The organism is Ignavibacteria bacterium (genome assembly GCA_041649015.1).
Classification (GTDB): Bacteria; Bacteroidota; Ignavibacteria; order Tepidaquicellales; family Tepidaquicellaceae; genus CAIKZJ01.
The window spans coordinates 339,920-360,877 of the sequence record JBAZNU010000002.1 but is presented as its reverse complement, the minus strand read 5'-3'; the positions used below and the strand labels follow the sequence as shown (position 1 = coordinate 360,877).

The following is a 20,958-nucleotide window of genomic DNA, read 5'->3' as shown; positions in this document are numbered from 1 at the left end:
TTTTCAGTATTAAGTTTCTATTGTTAATTACATAGTTTAAGAATATAAAGAATTATATATTATTTATTATTTTCATGTTACAAAACATTTTTCAGGGTCTATCATAAAGAGTGAAAGAAATTATTATTCAAATCTTACTGGAGTTTTTAAATGAAGGTTAGCAAAAGACCACAGATTCAGAAGAAACGATATTTTGTATTGTTTGCATTAATCGTAACTTCACTCGTTGTATGGGGTGGTATCGCATTTTACATGAATTACGAAAGGATAATTAAGACAGAAAAAGAGAAAGAACTTCGTGCTATCAGTAATCTTAAATCCGAACAAATTTCAGAATGGATTCGTGAAAGAGGACACGACATTAAATATTTTTCACAATCAAGCATCATTTTGACAGATTTCGAAAAGTGGATTAAAAACAGAGAAGATATTAAATTAAGTAAGACTATTGAAGAAAGATTGAGGCTTATAAAAGACGGTCGCTCGTATTTAGATGTTCAGATACTGACTGCTGAAGGAGAAATACTTTTTTCTTTTATCGGCGAGAAAAAACTCGACGATTATATGATTCAGTTCCACAGACAGTGTGTAAACGAAAAGAGAATTGTGTTTTCAGACTTAAACTTATGCAATGAACACAAAACAATTCATTATGATATATTATCACCTTTAATTAACGATGGAAAAGAAGTATTCGGGGTAATTCTAATACGTATAAATCCTCAAGATTACCTGTATCCATTAATTAAGAAATGGCCTACTTCAAGCAACACGGCTGAAACAATTATATTGAGAAAAGAAGGTGATTCCGCATTGTATCTGAATGACCTTAGGCATTATGACGGTTCTGCTTTAAAATTAAAACTCCCTCTTACTGATACACAATTATCATCTGTACAGGGAGCTCTTGGATATGAGGGTATTTTTGAAGGACATGATTACAGAGGTGTTGAAGTCTTTTCTTTTATAAGAAAAATACCAAATACTGACTGGATTATGGTAACTAAAGTAGACAAAGAGGAAATGTTTAAAGAGCTAAAACTTCTTTCCTTTTCTACGAATATCTTCACATTTGCTTTTATACTGTTCATTTTTGCGGGTTTTACAGTACTTTATAATATTAGGCAAAAAAATATTTTCAAGGAATTATACAAAACCGAAAAATCATTATCTAACACATTAGATGAGTTCAGGACTACACTTTACAGTATTGGTGAAGCGGTCATTACTTCTGATTTGTACGGAAATGTAAGAAGTATAAACCTTATTGCTGAAAATCTAACGGGATGGAAGGAACAAGATGCTGTTGGAAAACCTTTAAATGAAGTGTTTAATATAATTGATGAAATTACCGGAGAGAAAATTGACATTCCATTTGATGCAGCATTAAAGGATGGAAAAGTGATTAATCTTCAGAGGAATGCACTCCTGATTTCAAAAAAAGGTGTTAAAATTCCAATTTCCGATAACAGATCACTAATAAAGAATGAAAATAATGAAATAACTGGTATTGTCCTCGTTTTCCGTGACCAGTCTGAAGAACGTGTGAAACTTAAAGCAATTGAAGAAAGTGAGGCTAAATACAGATATTTATTCAAGAGCAATCCGCAGCCCATGTGGGTTTATGACGTCGACACTCTAAAGTTTTTAGAAATAAATAATACAGCAATCATAAAATACGGTTATTCGAGGGATGAATTCCTGAGCATGACAATCAAAGATATTCATCCTCAAAGGGATATTCCATCACTTTTTGATAACTTAGAATTGACATCTAATGAGTTTAATAATGCAGGTGAATCGCGACATGTAAAAAAGAACGGTGATATTTTAAACGTTGAAATTAATTCTCACAAAATAAATTTTGAAGGTAAGAATGCAAGAATAGTTATTGTTTATGATATAACTGAAAGAAAGAAAGCAGAAGAGGACAGATTAAAATATGAAAAAAGATTTGCAACAGCCTTCAGTTTGAATCCTTCAGCTATGTCTATTACTGGGGTCGACAAGGGCGTTATTATGGACATTAATAACAGTTTCACTAATTTATTTGGATACAGTTATGATGAAATAATTGGCAAAAACGTTTATGAAATTAACTTATATGAAAACAATACAATCAGGCAAGCTGTTATTTCGGATTTAAAATCTAATGGTACTATTAAAAACAAAGAAATTAATTTCAAAACAAAATCGGGCGGGATAATTACTGCAGCTCTTTCAATGGAGATACTTGAACTTGGTGAAGAGGAATGTATTCTTTCAACGTTCAGCGATATTACTGAAAGAAAACAGGTTGAGAGGATTAAAGAAATACAGTACAACCTGGCAAACACAGTCGTAAACTCGAAGAATCTTTATGAACTTTTTGAAAGCACAAGGAATGAACTGAATAAGATAATTGATGCATCTAACTTTTTTGTTGCACTGTACGATTCCAAAACAAATATGCTTTACTCCCCTTTTGAAGAAGGAGAAGACGAAAAAATCGAGAAATGGTCGGCTGAAAATTCCCTTACAGGAATGATTGTTAAAGAAAAGAGATCTTTATTGTTGAGTAAAGAGAGTATTAGAAAACTTGCCGACCAGAAAAAGATACAGCTGTTTGGCAGCAGAGCCGAATCTTGGCTCGGTGTGCCCTTGAAAATCGGTCAAAATGTAATTGGTGCGATAGTTGTTCAAAACTTTGAAAAGAAAAATGCTTATGATGCTAAAAGCCAGGTATTAATGGAGCTTATTGCGAGAGAATTAAGCATTTATATTGATCATAAAAAATCTGAGGAACTTTTACACCGGTTATCTATCGGTATAGAACAAAGCCCTGTCTGTATAATAGTTACGGATTATGATGGTAACATAGATTATGTAAATCCAAAATTCAGTGAGATTACTGGATATTCTTTTGATGAAGTTCATGGAAAAAATCCAAACATACTGAAATCTGGCGAGCAAAAGAATGAGTTTTATAAAGAGATGTGGGATACGATAAAATCCGGCAAAGACTGGCATGGAGAACTTCACAATAAAAAGAAAAATAGTGAATTATACTGGGAATCTGCAATAATTTCCCCCATTCATAATGATGAAGGAAAAATCACACATTTTATCGGAATAAAAGAAGATATAACTGATAAAAAGAATTTGATAACTGATTTAGTAAAAGCTAAAGAAAACGCTGAAGAAATGAATAGGCTCAAATCAAGTTTTCTGGCAAATATGAGCCACGAACTTAGAACTCCACTTAACGGAATCCTCGGTTTTGCTGAAATATTGAATGAAGAACTTAAGAACGAAGAAACCGGGAAAATGTCAAAAATAATCTTTGATAGTGGAAAAAGATTGCACAACACACTTAATCAAATTCTGAATTTATCATCACTTCAAGCGGAAGTAGTCAAATTAAAAAAGGATAATATCGTGTTGAATGATATTGTCGAAGAATCATTTACACTTTATTTGGCAGAAGCTAAGAAGAAAAATCTTGATATCAAACTGAAAAATTCAGAAAAAACAATAACGATTTATTCGGATAAAGAAATTATTCTAAATGCTCTTAACAATGTAGTTGATAATGCTATTAAATACACTATAAATGGAGGTGTGACAATAAGTCTTCTTGAAGACGAAAAGGATGTTGTAATCGAAGTAGCGGATACAGGTATAGGAATTAAAGAAGAGAATATCGATATAATCTTTGATGAATTTAGGCAGGCAAGTGAAGGATTCAGTAGAAGTTTCGAAGGTACTGGACTTGGACTTTCGATCTGTAAAAAGTACATGAAACTACTTGGAGGCAGCATAAAAGTGGAAAGTGTTTACTCCGAAGGATCTACATTCAGGATTGAATTACCAAAGTCTTTCAATAAAGTGATTGAAGACACAAACAATGATTTGGAAAACAAAAATGAAAAATCTGATATTATTAAAATTCCCGAATCATTAGAATCAAACAGTAAAATACTATATGTGGAAAATGATGTATTCAGTCAGGCTTTGGTTAAAGCAGTTTTAAACAAATATGCAATTATAGATATGGCTAATGATGCCAAGGAAGCTATTAGAAAAACTAAGGAAAATGATTACGCTTTAATTTTAATGGATATAAACCTTGGTTCCGGAATGGACGGTAAAGAAGTAACGAAAATTATTAAAAGTGATTCCAGATATGAGTCTGTTCCGATTGTTGCAATTACTGCATTTGCTATGGAGGGTGATAGCGAAGAATTCTTAGCTTGCGGATGTACTCATTATTTATCGAAGCCTTTTAACAATGAAAAATTACAGAATTTAGTTCTTACAATTCTGGGAAAGAAAAACTAAATTTTACTTTGTTTTATTATTTCAGTCTGTTATTTTTTAAATGTAAACTGCAATTTTATTTCAATCTGCATTTAATATTGTTTTGATTTTGGGTAAATTATTGATTACTTATGAAAAATTTCGAAGAGTATATTTCGGTTTTTAAGCTTAAAGGAAAAGATACTGAAGACTTTTTACAGAGAATAACAACAAATGACTTAAGAAATCTTGGTTCTAAAGACTATAAAAGATCAATATTTTTAAACGAAAAAGGTAAAATTGTTGATTTTGTAACCATTTTAAAGTTAGATACCGATTTTACTTTGATTACAACGTCTGGAAATGAGAAGAATTTGATGGAGCATTTAAAGAAATACATTATCATGGAGGATATCAGTATTAACGTAGAAAGTGTTAAAAAGCAAACTCTTATTTCAGATGATTATTGTGATTTTAATGAAATTAAAGACTTTGAAATAATTGAGGGAAATTATTATTTCTTCGATAAATATGCATTCAGAAAAATAATAGCATTAATATATAACAATGATTCGATTTTTTTGAAATCTTTGTATGCGAAATGCGATGAATTAAACAAAGATTCATTTTTAAATTTTGCAATTGATAAAGCTTATGTTTTTTCTGATAATGAATTGAATGAAAATATTAATCCTCTTGAATGTAATTTAAAAGAATTCATTTCGTTTAATAAAGGTTGTTATATCGGACAGGAAGTTATTGCAAGACTCGATTCGCAGGATAAAGTACCAAAAGTGTTAGTTAAAATTATTACAGATTTTGAGATTTCAAAAGGCGATAAAATATATTCCAATATTTCCGGGTCTGAAACGGAATGTGGTTTTATATCGTCTGCAGCAAAAAGTGATGTCAACTTCAAAGGATTCGGTTTCGTTCGAGATATTAATTTTAATAATAACTTTGACTATTATATAAATAAGAATAATAACAATATTATTTCAATAAATAAATTAACTTAACTTATATGACATTAAAAATTAAAGATATCATCGGTAAAGAAAATGAGTCGCTTCTTACTCATAAATGTACAACTATTCCAAAAGAGTCACTTCATTTACCCGGTTCTGATTTTGTTGATAGAGTTTGGAAGGATTCAGACAGAACTCCTAATGTACTCCGCAACATGCAGCAAATTTTTAATTCCGGTAGATTAAGCGGTACTGGTTATGTTTCAATACTTCCTGTCGATCAGGGTATTGAACATTCAGCGGGAGCATCATTTGCACCGGAACCACTTTATTTTGATCCGGAAAATATCGTTAAACTTGCTATCGAAGGTGGTTGTAATGCAGTAGCTTCAACATTAGGCGTACTTGGTACTGTTTCGAGAAAATATGCACATAAAATTCCTCTTATTCTCAAGATAAATCATAATGAGTTTCTTTCGTATCCCAACAAATACGACCAGATAATGTTCGCCAATATCGATCAGGCTTTTGATATGGGTGCTGTTGCTGTTGGTGCAACAATTTATTTCGGATCGGATGAATCTTCAAGACAGATCCAGGAAGTAACAGATGCTTTCGCATACGCACACGAACTTGGGATGGTCACTATACTCTGGTGTTACCTGAGAAATTCTGCATTTAACGTAAAAGGTGATAAAGATTATCATGTCTCAGCAGACTTAACCGGCCAGGCAAATCATCTAGGCGTTACTATTGAAGCCGACATTATCAAACAAAAACTTCCCGAAAATAATGGTGGTTACAACGCACTTAAATTTGGAAAAACGCATAAAGCAGTATACGAAAAACTAACTTCAGATAATCCCATTGACTTGACAAGATATCAAGTCGCTAATTGCTATATGGGCAGAGCCGGACTTATTAATTCAGGTGGTGCTTCTACAGGTAAAGGAGATTCTGATTTACAGGAAGCTCTAAAAACTGCAATCATTAACAAACGAGCAGGAGGTATGGGATTAATTTCAGGAAGAAAAGCATTCCAGAAACCAATGAAAGACGGTGTGACCCTTCTGAATGCAATTCAGGACGTTTATCTTGATAAAAATATTACAATAGCTTAATACAAACCTAAAATAAATAATATGTTCAAACCAAAGAAAGTTGCTTTAAAAAAGCATAGAAAAACTAAAATGAAAGCTCAGGCAAAGAAAAAAGCTATGCTTGCTAACAAAAAGTCAAAATAGTACTTTATCATCCATAGATAGGGGATATAATTATCCCCTGTTTCTATGTATGTTTACAAATGAAAAAAATCATAATATTCTTAATTTTAATTCTTTCATCTTCATTTACACCCATAGCTGCAAAATTCATAGTATCTGAAGTATCACCGTTAAGTCTCGCATTTTTGCGTTTCGGCATTGCTGCGGTTCTTTTCAATTTGCTCTTCCTTTTAAAAAGGCAAAATTATAAAATAGATCGGAAGGATTTTAATAAGTTTATTTGGTTAGGCGCCCTTGTGATACCTATTAATCAGTTCTTCTTTCTTAATGGCGTTAATATGTCTTTTGCCTCTCATTCGGGTATTACTTATGCATGTACTCCCCTCTTTGCATATTTGATATCGATATGGCTTAAACATGAAAATTTTTCTTTTAAGAAGCTAATTCCAATACTTCTAACCATAGCTGGTATTTTCTTTGTCTTTTACGATAGTATTATGAAATCGAAATCCACAGGATCGGACATACTTCTCGGCGACATCTTCCTGGTTTTTGCTGTTTTATCATGGGCATCGTATATAACTTTTAGTCGTGATATTATTGCAAAATATGGCGCATTAAAAACCTCGACAATGTCTTTTAATTTCGGAATAATTATGTATATACCAATTTTTTTGTATGACGTACCAAACCTGACATTCGACAATGTTACACTACCGGGACTTCTGGGATTCCTTCATCTTTCTCTCGTAGTTGCTTTTGCTGGTTATTTTGTTTTTACATACGCTTTGAAGATAATTAACGTGACTGAATTGACTACTTCCACAAATATCTCACCCGTAGTCACTATCGTGTTTTCATGGCTTTTACTTAAAGAACAAATATCGTACTATTTTATTATTGGCGCAATTATTACATTTATCGGTGTATTTCTTGCTCAGGTGAAAGGAGAAGAAAAGACAGGAGAATTGATAAATTAATTTTTATGGATATTCAGGAAGAAATAAATAGTAAAAAGAAAATCAAAGTTGCTAATATTTCATTGCTTGGAGCAGTTTTTATAGTTACTATTAAATCTCTTGCAAGCTATTTTAGTGGAAGCATAGGTGTTTTATCTGAACTGTTTCATTCGTCAACTGACCTGATAGCAACATTTGCAACTATCTTATCTATTAGATATGCCGCAAAACCCCCTGACAAAAACCATCACTATGGACATGAAAAGATTGAAAGTTTCTCTGCTTTATTCCAGGTTTTTATACTTGTATTGATGTGTGCTTATCTAATTTACGAATCTATAGATAGAATTATCTCTCCGGTTTCTATAAAACTTAACATTTTTGTTTTCCTCGCAATTCTTATCTGCATTTTCATAGATATCCAGCGTTCAAGGGCATTAATGAGAATTGCTAAGGAGACTCATTCTCAGGCATTGGAAGCAGATTCAATTCATTTTTCGTCCGATATTTTAAGCTCTGTCGTAGTTTTGATAGGAATGATATTTAGCTATTTCGAATGGTCTTCTCTTGCTGACCCGATAAGTGCTTTGGTTGTTTCTGTAATAATCATTATTACGACACTCGGACTCTCGAAAAGGGCTATTGGCTCTCTACTTGACAGAGTTCCTGACGGTATTGAAGAAAGTATTACGGAACATATTTCATCAATTAAAGGAATAGAAGGAATTAAAAATATTAGGATAAGAGGAAGCGGCTCAAGAATTTTCGTAGATGCTGTTATTATGATTGGAAGGACTAAATCGTTTTCTATGACACATGAGCTGATGGACCTTGCTGAGAAATCTGTAAAGAAGGCATTCCCTAATGCTGATGTTGTTATTCATTCGGAACCTGTGGAAACTGAAAATGAGACCCTTAATGAAAAAATAAGAATCATTGTAACGGATTCAGGATTTAAGTGCCATGATATATTCTCACACAGGATTGACGGAGATATTTTTAGTGAATTGCACGTTGAAATTGAAAATACAAATGACTTAATAAAAGCTCATGAAATAATATCAAACCTTGAAAATTCTATACTTGAAAAAATTCCGGTTATTAAAAAAATTAAAATCCATCTTGATGAACCGAGTGAAATATTTTTTGACACTATAGACATTACGGCAACATCTAATGACCTTATAGATAATGTTAGAAGAATTCTTGACGATGAGGAAAAGATAACCGATTATGGCGATATAAAAGTTATGAACTCTGCTGGTAAGGTAAGAATTTCTCTTAGTTGTTCCTTTATAAGTAAATACTCGTTCGAGGAAGTCCATGAGGTTGTTACAATCCTCGAAAGCAAAATATTTTTGTATATTAAAGAATTGTACCCTAATCTCAGTAATGTTATTATTCACTCTGAACCATCTAAAAATAATGTATGAAAGAAATAAAAGTTGGAATAGTTGGCTGCGGACATCTTGGTAAACTGCACATAAAAAACATAAAAGATATTGAATCCGAAAACCATAATGTAAAGGTCATTGGACTTTATGATATTAATAAAACCGAATCAGATTCACTGGCTGTACAACATAAAGTTAAATCATTTTCTACTTTGAATGAATTGCTTGAATATATTGATGCTGTATTTATCGTTACACCAACATCCACGCATTTTGAAATTGCAAAGGAATGTATTAAAAGAAATATTCATACTTTCATTGAAAAACCTGTAACAGAAACTTTAGATGAAGCTGAAGAGCTTGAATCACTTTTAACGGATAATACGATTGTTCAGGTTGGTCACATTGAAAGGTTTAATCCCGCAATTTTAGCCGTTGAAAAGTACAATATTTTACCCCTGTTCGTTGAATGCCACAGGCTGTCTCAATTCAATCCAAGGGGTACTGATGTTTCGGTTGTGAAAGACCTGATGATCCACGATATTGATATAATTCTTAATTTAGTGAAATCAAAGGTTAAAACTATCGATGCTAATGGAGTTGGGGTTCTGACCGATACCGTTGATATTGCGAATACCAGAATTGAATTTGAGAACGGTTGTGTTGCTAATATAACATCCTCTCGTATATCGCTTAAGAAAATGAGAAAAATGAGAATCTTTCAACGAAACGCCTACATTTCAATAGATTTCCTGAATAACACATCTGAAGTATTCAGACTTTCAGAAAATTCTGAAACAAATGTATTTTCTATGCCTGTGAATATGAACGGAAAGGAATATAAAATAACTTATGATAAACCCACAGTTAATATTTCAAATGCTATGAAGTATGAAGAATTACTTTTTTTCAGAAGCATAATTGATAAAAAAGATCCCGTTGTGTCTTTAACTGACGGAAAGGAAGCTATCAGAATAGCAAATGAAATACTAATGAAAATAGAAACAAACAGGAGCTTGTATAAATTTGATTAATCTATTTCAAGGATCTGAGTTTAATACTGGAATTATTAGGGAACTATCAGACTTTACCATAAATTCAAAGTCGGAAGCATACATAGTTGGAGGTTATGTCAGAGATTATCTTCTGAACATGAACAAGGATGGTCTTGATATCGATGTAATGGTTATTGGCGATGCCGTAAAATTTGCAGAAAAGTTCGCAAAGTCGAAGAAGAGTAAATTGATCGCAGTATACAAAAATTTTGGTACTGCATTGCTTCAGCTGAATGATATTAAAATAGAGTTTGCTTCATCAAGAATTGAAAGCTATGATAGGAGTTCACGAAAGCCCAGTGTTGAGTTTGGTACTCTTGAGGAAGACCTTTCAAGAAGAGATTTCACGATTAATGCACTCGCAGTAGATTTACGCAACCCTGTTGAAATTATAGACAACTATAGCGGAATCGATGATCTTAAAAGTAAAATGATACGCACCCCTCTCGAACCCGATAAAACTTTCTTCGATGATCCGCTGAGAATTATGAGGGCTTTCAGGTTCGCCTCAAAATTAAACTTTGCTATTGACCATGTTACATTAAGTTCGATATCGGTAAACTGCCAGAGACTCAAAGAAGATGAGGTAGTATCGCAGGAAAGAATATCAAACGAGTTTTTATGTATTCTGAAGTCGCCGAAACCTTCAATAGGTTTGAACCTGATGTACCTTACAGGTACAATGGATGTCATATTCCCTGAAATCTCTAAAATGGCAGGAATAGACCAAAGAAAAGACTATCATCACAAAGATGTCTTTTATCATACACTTGAAGTGGTTGACAATATTGCAGAATTGACCGATGATGTATGGTTAAGAATTGCAGCTCTCGTTCATGATATAGCAAAACCCAAAACAAAGAAATTTATCGATGGCATTGGTTGGACTTTTCATGGTCATGAGGAATTGGGAGCAAGAATGATGAAAAAGATTTTCGATCGTATGCGTTTCCCAAACGAAAGACTTCAATATGTTGAGAAACTAATTCGTTTACATTTAAGACCTGCTGCACTTGCAAATCAGGATGCTACAGATTCAGCAATCAGAAGGCTTGCTGCGGAGGCTGGAAATGAGCTAATTGATTTGTTTAAGCTCTGCAGAGCGGATATAACTTCAAAGAACCTGCAGAAAGTAAAAAGATATGCAAGTAATTTTAATTTTGTTGAAAAAAGAATAATTGAGGTCCAGGAAAAAGATAATTTGCGAAATTTCCAGTCCCCGGTTCGGGGTGAAGAAATAATGTCCATCTGCGAATTAGAGCCCTCAAAACTTGTAGGAATGTTAAAGAAAAAAATAGAAGACGCTATTCTTGACGGGGTAATTCCGAACGAATATAATGCTGCCCTCGAATACCTTTATCTCATTAAAGATGAAATAATTTTTAATTATACAAGGAAAATTAAATAAAAACTAACTGAAACTTAAACTTCTTTGTTCAGTGTTTTGCAGTTTTCTACATTATCTTTTTAAACAATCCAAGTATGCCTTGTTTCCATGCGATTCTGTGTGTAACTCCGGTTCCTTGCTGTATTTTATGCTTGTTGTCAAGATACCACTGATACGAACGTATTAAAGCTTCTGAGTTTGAATATTTCGGATTCCAACCAAGTACTTTTTGTGCTTTCTCTATCGATACAAATGAATCAGTATCTGCCGTCCCGTAAATCCATTTGTATAACGGTGAAAGATTTAATATTTCAAAGAATCTTAATACCGGCTTTATAAGCCAGGCAGGAGTACCCATAACTCTCGACCCGGATTTTGCATATTCGCACATAGCCCCTACATCTTCTTTTACTGTCTTAAATTCTTTAGCACCAACATTAAACGTATCGTTGATTGTTGCCTTGGGAAGTGTTGCGGTAAGATTAATCGCATCAACAAGGTCGTCAACTTCGAACAACTGGTATCTGTTACTGCCGTTTCCAATAATCGGAATCTTTACACCCGATTCAACCCAGTCGTACAGTATCTGGAATACTCCCAGTCTTGCCGTTCCTATAAAACTCTTTGGTCGTAATACACAGACTGTAAGTCCTTTCTTTCTATATTCTTCACAAATCTCTTCTGCCATAATCTTGCTCTTTCCGTACGGTCCTACACCTACTCTTGGATGCGTTTCATACAGAGGATGTTCTTTTGGTACTCCGTAAACCGAGGTCGACGAAATAAATATAAGTCTCTCTACATTATTTTTTAAACACGCCTCGCATACAATTCTCATACCCTCAACATTTGTCTCAAAAATATCTTTCTTCTTCCAGAGTGGCAGTGCTGCGGCACAATGAATCACTACCTTGGCATCTTTCATCATCTCATCCATCTGAGATTGCACTCTAACATCGCCGTATACAAGATTTATTTCTGGATTATAGTCTTCTTTTGGAAAATCTGCTATATCAAAAAAAACAGATTCGCTGTAATTGGTAATTTCGTTTATCTTTGTTCCTATGTGGTAGCCAAGAAATCCCGCTCCACCCGTAACAACTACTTTCATATTTTACTTTTTATTTTAATTTATTGATTTCCTATTTTAATTATTGTTGCTTTATCATTTATCGTGAGATCAAAGATAACCTCCGCTATTGCTTCGGGTTTTACCCATGTTTTAATCTCTTCTTCGCTTCCCCACTCTCTGTTAGCCGGTGTATCAATAGTTGTCGGTATTATAGCATTACACTTGATATCTGATTCACTATTTTCGATATTTATTGTTTCCATCAAATCTAATATCGCAGACTTTGATATGGAATAAGAAAGCCTCCCCGGCATAGGATTCCTCGCGGCAAGAGATGATATTGAAACGATTCTTCCGTATTTTTTCTCTTTCATAACTTTCAGTACTTCTCTTGAGAAATAAAAAGTAGATTTAAAATTCAGATTAAACCATTTGTCAAATTCAGCCGTTTCAAACATTGTTATATCTATAAATTCGTGAAATCCTCCTACGGTATTAACAAGCATATCAATCCTTCCCCTTTCAAGCGCAGAGACTTTTTCTACAAATTCTTTTACTGAGTTCTCGTTAGTCGCATCACATTCAAACGCATAAATCTTTCGTAATGCAAAATCAGAATTATTGTCTTTTGAGCTGTCAAACAAATCAGTAAATTTTCTTAATGACGTTACTGGTACATATACTTTCCAGCCCTCAGATGCAAATTTATCCGTAACAAATCGGCCAAGCGCTCCTGTACCGCCTGTAATTATTACTACTTTATCTATCATTAATATTATTAATTTATGCTAAGCAAATTTTCCCTAAAACTACATTCTTCTTCGCACCGGTTACAGATTTTAAATTTGTGCAATTCATATTCAGAGTTTCATGTGCCAGCAATGCAAAAAGAATCGCTTCCTTGTTTGATGCTGTAATTCCCGCATTTGAGACTCTTTTTACCGCCGCATCCTTATTATATTTTCTTAATCCATTCATTATAATTGAATTATTTGCACCGCCTCCGCTTACATATAGATCGAAATTTTTCTTTACTTTTAAATACTTCTTTATGCTCACTGAGACTGATAATGCGGTATATTCTGTAAAAGTTCGCAATATGTCTTCATGTCTTACATTCTTACTCTTCTTAAGTATATCTTCTATAAATCTGTAATTGTAATATTCTCTGCCGGTAGATTTTGGAGGCTTCATTTTAAAGTAAGCGTCTGCGTTAAGAATATCGTTAAGAACTTTTTCATTAACTATGCCCCGCATGGAAATATTACAATCTTTATCGTATTCTATCCCGTAAAATCTCTTTGTTAAATAATCAATCATCATGTTTCCGGGTCCTGTATCGAATGCTGTCACATTGTCGAATTCACATCTCACGGGTAAATACGTCAGATTTGAAATTCCTCCTATATTTAATATAATCCTGTCTTTTGTATTGCTTCTGAACAAAACGAAGTCAAGATATGGTACGAGCGGTGCACCGCTGCCCATCACCCCGGCGTCTGCAGTCCTGAAATCCCCGATAGTTGTTATTCCGGTATCATTTGCTATTACGGAAGGATCTCCAACTTGTAAAGTTGATTTATATCTTATATTTCCGAATTTTTCTGTTAAAGGTAAATGATGAATAGTTTGTCCGTGCGAACCTATAACATCAATTTCGTCATAATTAATTTTGTTATTCTTTATAAACCTATTTATGCATCTTGCATAAAACTTTCCTAGCAAGAAGTTCAATCTGCAAACATCGTCAACGTATCCGGATTCTTTCGAACTTACCATTAAAACATATTTTCTGATTTCAGCGGGTATTCTGTACTCGTTATAATTTAAAACATCTATCTTTACATTTACACCCCTGCCTCTGAATCTCGCTAGAACTACATCTACAGCATCAACAGATGTGCCCGAAAGTGTACCAATTATTAATCTATCAGATTTTTTAAGTATCTTCTGGAATTTTTTCATAAACAGTGCAAATATACTCTTTATATAAACTATTTTCTATGAGTATCGTTTTCCTTTTCTCCTGAAATACCGCCATAAATCTGATGAACCGTCAACTATCATTTCTGCTGCTGTAGCGTACTACTCATACTTTTAATCTAATTCTCTCATATTGTAATTTATTATTCTCTTATCTCTTCAACCAAATGAATTTCACTTTTATTATATTAGAGATATATTGTATAAAAAATTTTATAATAATACGATGAATATTACTTTTGGCAGATTCTCCGATGCATTTAAACCGAAAGCGCAGATAAACCTGTGGAATGACTGTGAGAAATTATACAATGAAAAGAAGTATTTCGAATCCTACAAACTATTCTTCGATTACTTAAAAAATTCTGATTCTGAAAACGTCTTCTATTCAATCGATAACGGATTCTTTAAGTTTCAACTTATTCAGGGTTCAAAAGAAATTCGCGGTTATTTCGACGGAGTGAAAATATCCGCAATTTCTGTAATTGCCGGATTTGATAATCCGAATGTTGCCGTGTTTCGTAGGTTGATGGAAATGAATTATTCGCTATACTATTGCAGGTTTGCTGTTAAAGATAACAAAATTGTAATAAAATTTGACTCAAACGTTATTGATTGCTCACCTAATAAATTCTATTATGGTCTGCGTGAACTTGCTGTAAGGGCTGATAGACAGGATGATACTCTAATATCCGAATTTAAAACACTCAGGGAAGTAGAATCTAAATCATTCCCCTTCTCTAATAAGCAGCTTGATACGATGAAGAAATACTATAGAAAATGGATTAATGATGGTCTTGAAAAAGTATCGGGATTGAATAAAGAACAATTTTCAGGAGGCATTTCTTACATTTACCTGAATATTCTTTATAGGATTGATTACCTTCTGACACCTCAGGGTATATTACTAAATGATATTCAAAGAATGTCTTGGACTTATTTCAACGATAAGGAGTCACCATTGTTACAGAAACTGGATTCACTCGGCGAAGACCTAAGAAAGATTAAAGATTATGATGACCAAAAACTCGAAAGAAATTTCTACATTGTGATTTCTACTTTTGGAACAACTCCGCCCGCAGGAAAACAATCCGTTGATGATTCTATAAATAACAATATTCAGAATATTAAATGGTACATCGACAACAATAATCCGGATATTGCTCTCAATATTCTTGAATATATTGCCGGCTATTGCCTTTTCTCATACGGGCTTTATAAGTCTTTGTATAAAATTTTAGGTTTAATTATTGAAATAATTAATCATGATTATGTCTCTGATATCGGAATAGACAATAATCTGGTTTTAAACGGTGTAGTTAATAAAGATTATGTTGTTAATAAATTAACTGAGTATATCAAACTCGATAAAGATGAGTATCCCGAACTTAAAATGGATTTTGATAAAATAATGTTTGACTCAATACTGAATTTCACCAAAACTACTCTTGAGGAAATTAGTAAATTAAATTACAAAAACTAAGATGCACACACAGGAAATTATTGAAAATTATAAATCTGTTATAGTACAAATTGCTACTTCCTTCGGTACCGGTACAGGATTTTATGTTAAAAATTTTAATTTAATCGTTACTAACGACCACGTCGTTAAAGAAAGCTCTGAAGCAGTAATTAGCGGTACAAAGATTCCGAAAGTTTCTATGCCCGTTCTGTTTTATGATCAGAAATTTGACCTTGCTTTTATTCGGGTCCCCGATGGACTGGACCTGCCCGACAGAAGAATAAGCAGCACCCCTGTTCACGACGGCGATAGAGTCATTGCTATCGGACATCCTTATGGTCTTAAGTATTCCGCTACAGAAGGAATAGTCTCAAAAGCTAAACGTATTCAAAATGGTTTAAACTATATTCAGATAGATGCGGCTATTAATCCCGGTAACAGCGGAGGACCTCTCGTTAATACAAATGGCGAAATAATTGGGGTTAACACTTTTATAATTGCAGGTGGAGATAATCTCGGCTTTGCCCTTCCTTCTGAGTACCTTCTCAATTCTTTGAATGAATATCAACCCTTTCACGGACAGTATGCAGTTAAATGTAAATCTTGCGAGAATATAATAACGTCCGATAGAATCGAAAATGATTACTGTCCGGAATGCGGAGCTAAGATTATTGTACCTCAACTGAAGAAAGAATCAGAATATAAACCCGCAGGTGCGTCTCAAACTGTGGAAACTATTCTCGAAGCTCTCGGTAAGGATGTAAAGCTCTCTCGGCGCGGAAAGGATCGCTGGGAAGTTGAAGAAGGCTCAGCTAAAATAATTATCTCTTATTCTCCGGTGGGATTCATTATCGGTGATGCTTTTATATGCAGGCTGCCTAAGAAAAATATTTCGTCTATTTATGAATTCCTCCTTAAAGAAAATTATGACCTCGAAAATGTTTTCTTCGGTGTCAACAATCAGGATATAGTTCTGACGATGATGATATACGACCACTATCTTACTTTTGAATCCGGTCTTGAAAGTTTTAAGTCTTTACTCAAAAAAGCTGACTATTACGATAATTATCTTGTCGAAAACTACGGAGCTTTACCGAGAATTGATGATGAAGAAATTGATTAATAAATAAATTTTATATAAATATTATATTGTTTAAATTATTGTTTTTGTAAACAAATTTAATTATGAATAAATTAGCATTCGTATTTCCGGGACAGGGTTCTCAATCTGTCGGTATGGGAAAAGATCTGTATGAAAATTCTGTTTTGGCAAAAGACCTGTATAAAATTGCCGATGATATTATGGGTTTGTCTTTGAGTACTTTTTCTTTTGAAGGTCCTCAGGAAGAACTTAAGCAAACAAACATTACTCAACCTGCACTCTTCGTTCATTCCTACATATTAACTAAACTTATTGAAGATAAGGTTAAAGCTGACTGTACGGCTGGACATTCACTCGGCGAATACACGGCTAATGCTTATGCCGGTTCGGTAGATTTTCAAAGCGGACTGAAGCTTGTGAAAACCCGCGGACATCTGATGAAAAATTCGGGAGAAATTCAACCCGGCACAATGGCGGCTTTGATAGGTTTAAATGAATCTCAGGTTCTTGAAATTTGTGAAAAAGCAAAAGTTTCTGGTATAGTTCAGGCTGCTAACTTTAACTGCCCCGGTCAGATTGTTGTTTCTGGAGATGTATCCGCCGTCGATAAAGCTGTTGAAATAGCTAAAGGTGAACCCTATAAATGCAGGCTCGCAAAAAAACTCGAGGTTAGTGGTGCTTTTCATTCTGAACTAATGAAAACATCCGATAATGAACTCAGAATTGCACTTCAGAATACTGATTTTAAAAATGCATCGATTCCGGTTTATACAAATACAGACGCCGCACCTGTTTCTGATAAAGATAAAATTCGTGATGCTCTGTCAAGACAGCTCGTTTCTCCCGTTAAATGGGAAAGTCTGATTAGGAACATGATAAAAGATGACGTAACGAGGTTTTATGAAGTCGGAGCAGGTAAAGTTTTAACTGGTCTTATTAAGAAAATTGACCCAAACGCTGTCGTGTACAATATTTCAACCTTTGAAGATATTAAAAATATTTAAAACATAGAATGAAAGAATATCCTATTGAATACAATGGAATACAGATAGATCCTGTTATTTTTACTCAGGGATTTGTTCCCGGATGTAATGTTAAACACTGCCACGGTCAGTGCTGCGACTGGGGTGTTCTTATGGATAAACCGTTCAAAGATATTATAATGAAGTTTGAGAATGAAATTAAAGCTGTCATGGATGAAAACCAGCCTGATAACTCTTCCGATTGGTTCGAAACAGAACCCGAGGAGGATTCTGACTTCCCTTCCGGATGGGCAATTGGGACAGAGGTTTATAATACTCCTCAAGGTAATACACAGTGTGTTTTCAAGGACAAAAGAGGCTTTTGTTCTATTCAGGTAGCTGCTAACAACAACCACATGCACAAATGGGCTATTAAACCTAAATACTGCATTATGTATCCGCTTACGATTATTGATAATGTTCTTACTTATGATGATGAACATTCAACTAAACTCGATTACTGCGGCATACATAAAAAGGAAAATTTTTCACAGACTGTCTTCGAAGCTATGACTGAAGAAATTACTTTTATTCTCGGTGCTGATGGATATGCTTATCTTAATGATTATTTTCAAAAACACTATAAACATAAGAAGAAATTTTATTAATTAATAATATAATAAATGGGCGCATTAAACGGTAAAGTAGCTGTAGTAACTGGTGGCGGCAGAGGTATTGGCCGCGCAATAGTATCTGATTTCCTATTCGAAGGAGCAATTGTTATTGCATACGATAAAGTGTTTCCTGAAGATTTCGATGCTTATGCTGCTGAAAAAGCTGCAAAAGGTATGAAAGTTTCTAAGATGACTGTTGATGTTACTGATACGGAAGGTGTTCAGAAGGTTATTTCTGAAACTCATAAAGAATTCGGAAGTATCGATATTCTAGTAAATAATGCTGGTATCACTAGAGATAAGCTTCTTCTTAGAATGACTGAAGAAGATTGGGACCTTGTTCTGAAAGTCAACTTAAAAGGTGCTTTCAACACCACAAAAGCCGTTGCTGGTATTATGGCAAAACAACGGGCAGGTAAAATTATTAATATCAGCTCTGTCGTTGGTGTTATGGGTAATGCCGGGCAGGCAAACTATTCTGCCTCAAAAGCTGGAATGATTGGACTTACTAAATCAACTGCTAAAGAACTCGGTAGCAGAAACGTTACAGTAAATGCTGTCGCTCCCGGATTTGTAGAAACTGAAATGACTCATCAGCTTTCGGATGAACAGAAGGTTGCATACTTATCCGTGATTCCGCTGAAACGTTCCACTAATCCCGATGAAGTCGCTGGTGTTGTGACATTCCTCGCATCACCTAAAGCGGATTATATAACGGGACAGGTGATTATGGTTGATGGTGGAATGATTATGTAATTGTTCTGCATTGTAACTGAAAATTTAACTTATGAATAATACTAAAGTAGTGTGGGTTACCGGTGCATCTACCGGTATAGGTAAAGAAATTGCTATGCAGTTTTCTAAGGCTGGTTACATTGTGGTTGTTACAGCAAGAAGAAAATCAAGGCTCGTCAGTATTGTTAAAGAAATTAAGTTTGCAGGACGGGAAGCAATGGCATTCGTCTGTAATGTCGCTTCTGAACGGTCTGTTAATTCTACCGCTAAAAGAATAATCGAAAATTTCGGAAGGATTGACTGTCTCGTGAATAACGCAGGTGTAACTGCTTTTAAGAGTTTTCTCGATACTAAAGTTTTCGATTATGATTATATTATGAATATTAATCTGCGGGGCTCGTTTCTTACTATGAAATCTGTAATGAAACCTATGATTAAGAATAAAAGAGGTCATATCATAAATATTAATTCTGTTTCCGCTAATACTGTGTATTTCGACAGCTCAGTTTATTCCGCCTCTAAAGCAGGATTGCTTGCTCTTTCAAACTGTGTAAGAAAAGAAGTCAGAAAATTTAACATTAAAGTTACTAACATATTCCCGGGTGCAACAGAAACAGCTATGTGGGATGCAAAAACACGCCAGAAAAACAGGAATAGAATGATGTCCCCCGAAGATATTGCAAAAATTACTCTTCAAACATTCGAGCAGCCTAAAAAAGTTCTAATAGAAGATATAGTTATTAGACCATTGAAGGGAGACTTATAGTGTTTGAAATAACTCTTTGGCACTGGGCTGCCTTCGTTGCCTTCCTTATCTTGATGCTTGCTCTCGATCTCGGAATATTCAATAAAAAACAACACGTAATTTCGGTTAAAGAAGCACTGATTACAAGCGCCATCTGGATCGCTCTTTCCCTCGCATTCAATGCAGTCGTATTCTATCTCTGGAACCATCAGAAGGGTCTCGAATTTCTTACGGGTTATTTGCTTGAAAAATCATTAAGCGTCGATAATATTTTTGTCTTCATACTCCTTTTTAATTATTTCGACGTTCCCAAAAAATACCAGCATAAAGTTCTTTTCTGGGGAATCTTCGGGGCGCTCATTATGAGAGCAATTCTGATCTTCATCGGAACTGCCCTTATCGCTAAGTTCAGCTGGATAATTATTGTCTTTGGATTGTTCTTAATCGTCGCTGGTCTCAAAATGGCATTCCAGAAGGAAGAAAAGATACACCCTGAAAAAAATCCTGTAGTGAAGTATGTCAAAAAGTTTGTACCCGTTACTCCGGAATACCATAGAGATAAATTCTTCATAAAGAAGGGCGGATTGTTTGCTACTCCCCTGTTCATCGTTCTGATAGTCGTTGAAACTACTGATTTAATTTTTGCCTTCGATTCTATTCCGGCTATTCTTGCAATCACACATGACCCGTTTATTGTCTTTACTTCAAACGCATTTGCTATTCTCGGACTTCGTGCTTTGTATTTCGCTCTTGCTGGTTTTATGGATAAGTTCCACTATCTCAAGGTGGGTCTCTCAATAATTCTTGTCTTTATTGGTATTAAAATGCTAATTGCAAGTGTGTTTCATATTCCGACATCTACATCTCTTATCGTTATCATAATTATTCTGACTATATCAATCATAGCATCCATGGTCAGGAATAAAAGGAATATTTCTATTAATAAAACTTAATCCTTA

Annotated in this window: 17 protein-coding genes; 14 read left to right on the top strand and 3 right to left on the bottom strand. The window is 34.2% G+C overall.

Features of this window, described 5'->3' with window-relative positions:
• Nucleotides 1–150: 150 nt before the first annotated feature.
• The 7 genes from WC644_04680 to WC644_04650 all read left to right on the top strand — a co-directional run bounded on the left by WC644_04680 (nucleotide 151) and on the right by WC644_04650 (nucleotide 11,285).
• The gene (locus WC644_04680) at nucleotides 151–4,320 is read left to right on the top strand and encodes a PAS domain S-box protein (protein ID MFA5011231.1); all 4,170 of its coding nucleotides are present in this window, start codon (nucleotides 151–153) and stop codon (nucleotides 4,318–4,320) included.
• Between the two features lie 110 nt (nucleotides 4,321–4,430).
• Entirely contained in the window at nucleotides 4,431–5,297 is an 867-nt protein-coding gene (locus tag WC644_04675; GenBank protein ID MFA5011230.1) for a hypothetical protein, read from the top strand.
• A gap of 5 nt (nucleotides 5,298–5,302) precedes the next feature.
• Nucleotides 5,303–6,367: a class I fructose-bisphosphate aldolase gene (locus WC644_04670; GenBank protein ID MFA5011229.1), complete on the top strand. Its 1,065-nt coding sequence runs from the start codon at nucleotides 5,303–5,305 to the stop codon at nucleotides 6,365–6,367.
• A 182-nt stretch (nucleotides 6,368–6,549) separates the two neighbouring features.
• Complete coding sequence (locus tag WC644_04665) at nucleotides 6,550–7,449, top strand: DMT family transporter (GenBank protein ID MFA5011228.1); 900 nt, start codon at nucleotides 6,550–6,552, stop codon at nucleotides 7,447–7,449.
• A gap of 5 nt (nucleotides 7,450–7,454) precedes the next feature.
• Nucleotides 7,455–8,861 (top strand): cation diffusion facilitator family transporter, encoded by a 1,407-nt coding sequence (locus WC644_04660; protein MFA5011227.1) that lies wholly within the window; start codon nucleotides 7,455–7,457, stop codon nucleotides 8,859–8,861.
• Complete coding sequence (locus WC644_04655) at nucleotides 8,858–9,856, top strand: Gfo/Idh/MocA family oxidoreductase (protein ID MFA5011226.1); 999 nt, start codon at nucleotides 8,858–8,860, stop codon at nucleotides 9,854–9,856. The genes WC644_04660 and WC644_04655 overlap by 4 nt, the downstream gene beginning before the upstream one ends.
• On the top strand, nucleotides 9,849–11,285 hold the full coding sequence (locus WC644_04650; GenBank protein MFA5011225.1) for a CCA tRNA nucleotidyltransferase: 1,437 nt from the start codon (nucleotides 9,849–9,851) through the stop codon (nucleotides 11,283–11,285). The genes WC644_04655 and WC644_04650 overlap by 8 nt, the downstream gene beginning before the upstream one ends.
• Nucleotides 11,286–11,331: 46 nt before the next feature.
• Here WC644_04650 and WC644_04645 read toward each other — a convergent pair whose 3' ends face one another.
• Genes WC644_04645 through WC644_04635 form a run of 3 tightly spaced genes read right to left on the bottom strand, consistent with a single transcriptional unit; the run spans nucleotide 11,332 to nucleotide 14,301 of the window.
• The gene (locus WC644_04645; GenBank protein ID MFA5011224.1) at nucleotides 11,332–12,375 is read right to left on the bottom strand and encodes an NAD-dependent epimerase/dehydratase family protein; all 1,044 of its coding nucleotides are present in this window, start codon (nucleotides 12,373–12,375) and stop codon (nucleotides 11,332–11,334) included.
• A gap of 20 nt (nucleotides 12,376–12,395) precedes the next feature.
• The gene (locus WC644_04640) at nucleotides 12,396–13,106 is read right to left on the bottom strand and encodes an SDR family oxidoreductase (protein MFA5011223.1); all 711 of its coding nucleotides are present in this window, start codon (nucleotides 13,104–13,106) and stop codon (nucleotides 12,396–12,398) included.
• Between the two features lie 13 nt (nucleotides 13,107–13,119).
• Entirely contained in the window at nucleotides 13,120–14,301 is a 1,182-nt protein-coding gene (locus WC644_04635) for an anhydro-N-acetylmuramic acid kinase (protein ID MFA5011222.1), read from the bottom strand.
• Nucleotides 14,302–14,545: 244 nt separating this feature from the next.
• On the opposite strand from WC644_04635, the gene WC644_04630 reads away from it, so the two are divergent.
• The 7 genes from WC644_04630 to WC644_04600 all read left to right on the top strand — a co-directional run bounded on the left by WC644_04630 (nucleotide 14,546) and on the right by WC644_04600 (nucleotide 20,952).
• Nucleotides 14,546–15,802: a hypothetical protein gene (locus tag WC644_04630; protein MFA5011221.1), complete on the top strand. Its 1,257-nt coding sequence runs from the start codon at nucleotides 14,546–14,548 to the stop codon at nucleotides 15,800–15,802.
• Nucleotide 15,803: 1 nt separating this feature from the next.
• Complete coding sequence (locus WC644_04625) at nucleotides 15,804–16,904, top strand: trypsin-like peptidase domain-containing protein (protein MFA5011220.1); 1,101 nt, start codon at nucleotides 15,804–15,806, stop codon at nucleotides 16,902–16,904.
• A gap of 62 nt (nucleotides 16,905–16,966) precedes the next feature.
• Nucleotides 16,967–17,887, top strand: a complete 921-nt coding sequence (gene fabD / locus WC644_04620) for an ACP S-malonyltransferase (GenBank protein ID MFA5011219.1) — start codon at nucleotides 16,967–16,969, stop codon at nucleotides 17,885–17,887.
• A gap of 8 nt (nucleotides 17,888–17,895) precedes the next feature.
• On the top strand, nucleotides 17,896–18,513 hold the full coding sequence (locus WC644_04615; protein MFA5011218.1) for a DUF3109 family protein: 618 nt from the start codon (nucleotides 17,896–17,898) through the stop codon (nucleotides 18,511–18,513).
• Nucleotides 18,514–18,528: 15 nt separating this feature from the next.
• Nucleotides 18,529–19,275, top strand: a complete 747-nt coding sequence (gene fabG, locus WC644_04610; GenBank protein MFA5011217.1) for a 3-oxoacyl-[acyl-carrier-protein] reductase — start codon at nucleotides 18,529–18,531, stop codon at nucleotides 19,273–19,275.
• A 31-nt stretch (nucleotides 19,276–19,306) separates the two neighbouring features.
• The gene (locus WC644_04605; protein MFA5011216.1) at nucleotides 19,307–20,020 is read left to right on the top strand and encodes an SDR family oxidoreductase; all 714 of its coding nucleotides are present in this window, start codon (nucleotides 19,307–19,309) and stop codon (nucleotides 20,018–20,020) included.
• Nucleotides 20,020–20,952, top strand: coding sequence for a TerC family protein (locus WC644_04600; GenBank protein MFA5011215.1), 933 nt, complete (start codon nucleotides 20,020–20,022; stop codon nucleotides 20,950–20,952). The genes WC644_04605 and WC644_04600 overlap by 1 nt, the downstream gene beginning before the upstream one ends.
• The last annotated feature ends 6 nt before the right edge of the window (nucleotides 20,953–20,958 follow it).

What these genes read in the sequence shown, in the direction of transcription:
- WC644_04655 (MFA5011226.1), top strand. Translation starts at nt 8,858, where the DNA reads ATGAAAGAAATAAAAGTTGGAATAGTTGGCTGCGGACATCTTGGTAAA.
- fabD (MFA5011219.1), top strand. Translation starts at nt 16,967, where the DNA reads ATGAATAAATTAGCATTCGTATTTCCGGGACAGGGTTCTCAATCTGTC.
- WC644_04635 (MFA5011222.1), bottom strand. Translation starts at nt 14,301, where the DNA reads ATGAAAAAATTCCAGAAGATACTTAAAAAATCTGATAGATTAATAATT.
- WC644_04615 (MFA5011218.1), top strand. Translation starts at nt 17,896, where the DNA reads ATGAAAGAATATCCTATTGAATACAATGGAATACAGATAGATCCTGTT.
- WC644_04670 (MFA5011229.1), top strand. Translation starts at nt 5,303, where the DNA reads ATGACATTAAAAATTAAAGATATCATCGGTAAAGAAAATGAGTCGCTT.
- WC644_04680 (MFA5011231.1), top strand. Translation starts at nt 151, where the DNA reads ATGAAGGTTAGCAAAAGACCACAGATTCAGAAGAAACGATATTTTGTA.
- WC644_04625 (MFA5011220.1), top strand. Translation starts at nt 15,804, where the DNA reads ATGCACACACAGGAAATTATTGAAAATTATAAATCTGTTATAGTACAA.
- WC644_04640 (MFA5011223.1), bottom strand. Translation starts at nt 13,106, where the DNA reads ATGATAGATAAAGTAGTAATAATTACAGGCGGTACAGGAGCGCTTGGC.
- fabG (MFA5011217.1), top strand. Translation starts at nt 18,529, where the DNA reads ATGGGCGCATTAAACGGTAAAGTAGCTGTAGTAACTGGTGGCGGCAGA.
- WC644_04605 (MFA5011216.1), top strand. Translation starts at nt 19,307, where the DNA reads ATGAATAATACTAAAGTAGTGTGGGTTACCGGTGCATCTACCGGTATA.
- WC644_04675 (MFA5011230.1), top strand. Translation starts at nt 4,431, where the DNA reads ATGAAAAATTTCGAAGAGTATATTTCGGTTTTTAAGCTTAAAGGAAAA.
- WC644_04660 (MFA5011227.1), top strand. Translation starts at nt 7,455, where the DNA reads ATGGATATTCAGGAAGAAATAAATAGTAAAAAGAAAATCAAAGTTGCT.
- WC644_04630 (MFA5011221.1), top strand. Translation starts at nt 14,546, where the DNA reads ATGAATATTACTTTTGGCAGATTCTCCGATGCATTTAAACCGAAAGCG.
- WC644_04665 (MFA5011228.1), top strand. Translation starts at nt 6,550, where the DNA reads ATGAAAAAAATCATAATATTCTTAATTTTAATTCTTTCATCTTCATTT.
- WC644_04645 (MFA5011224.1), bottom strand. Translation starts at nt 12,375, where the DNA reads ATGAAAGTAGTTGTTACGGGTGGAGCGGGATTTCTTGGCTACCACATA.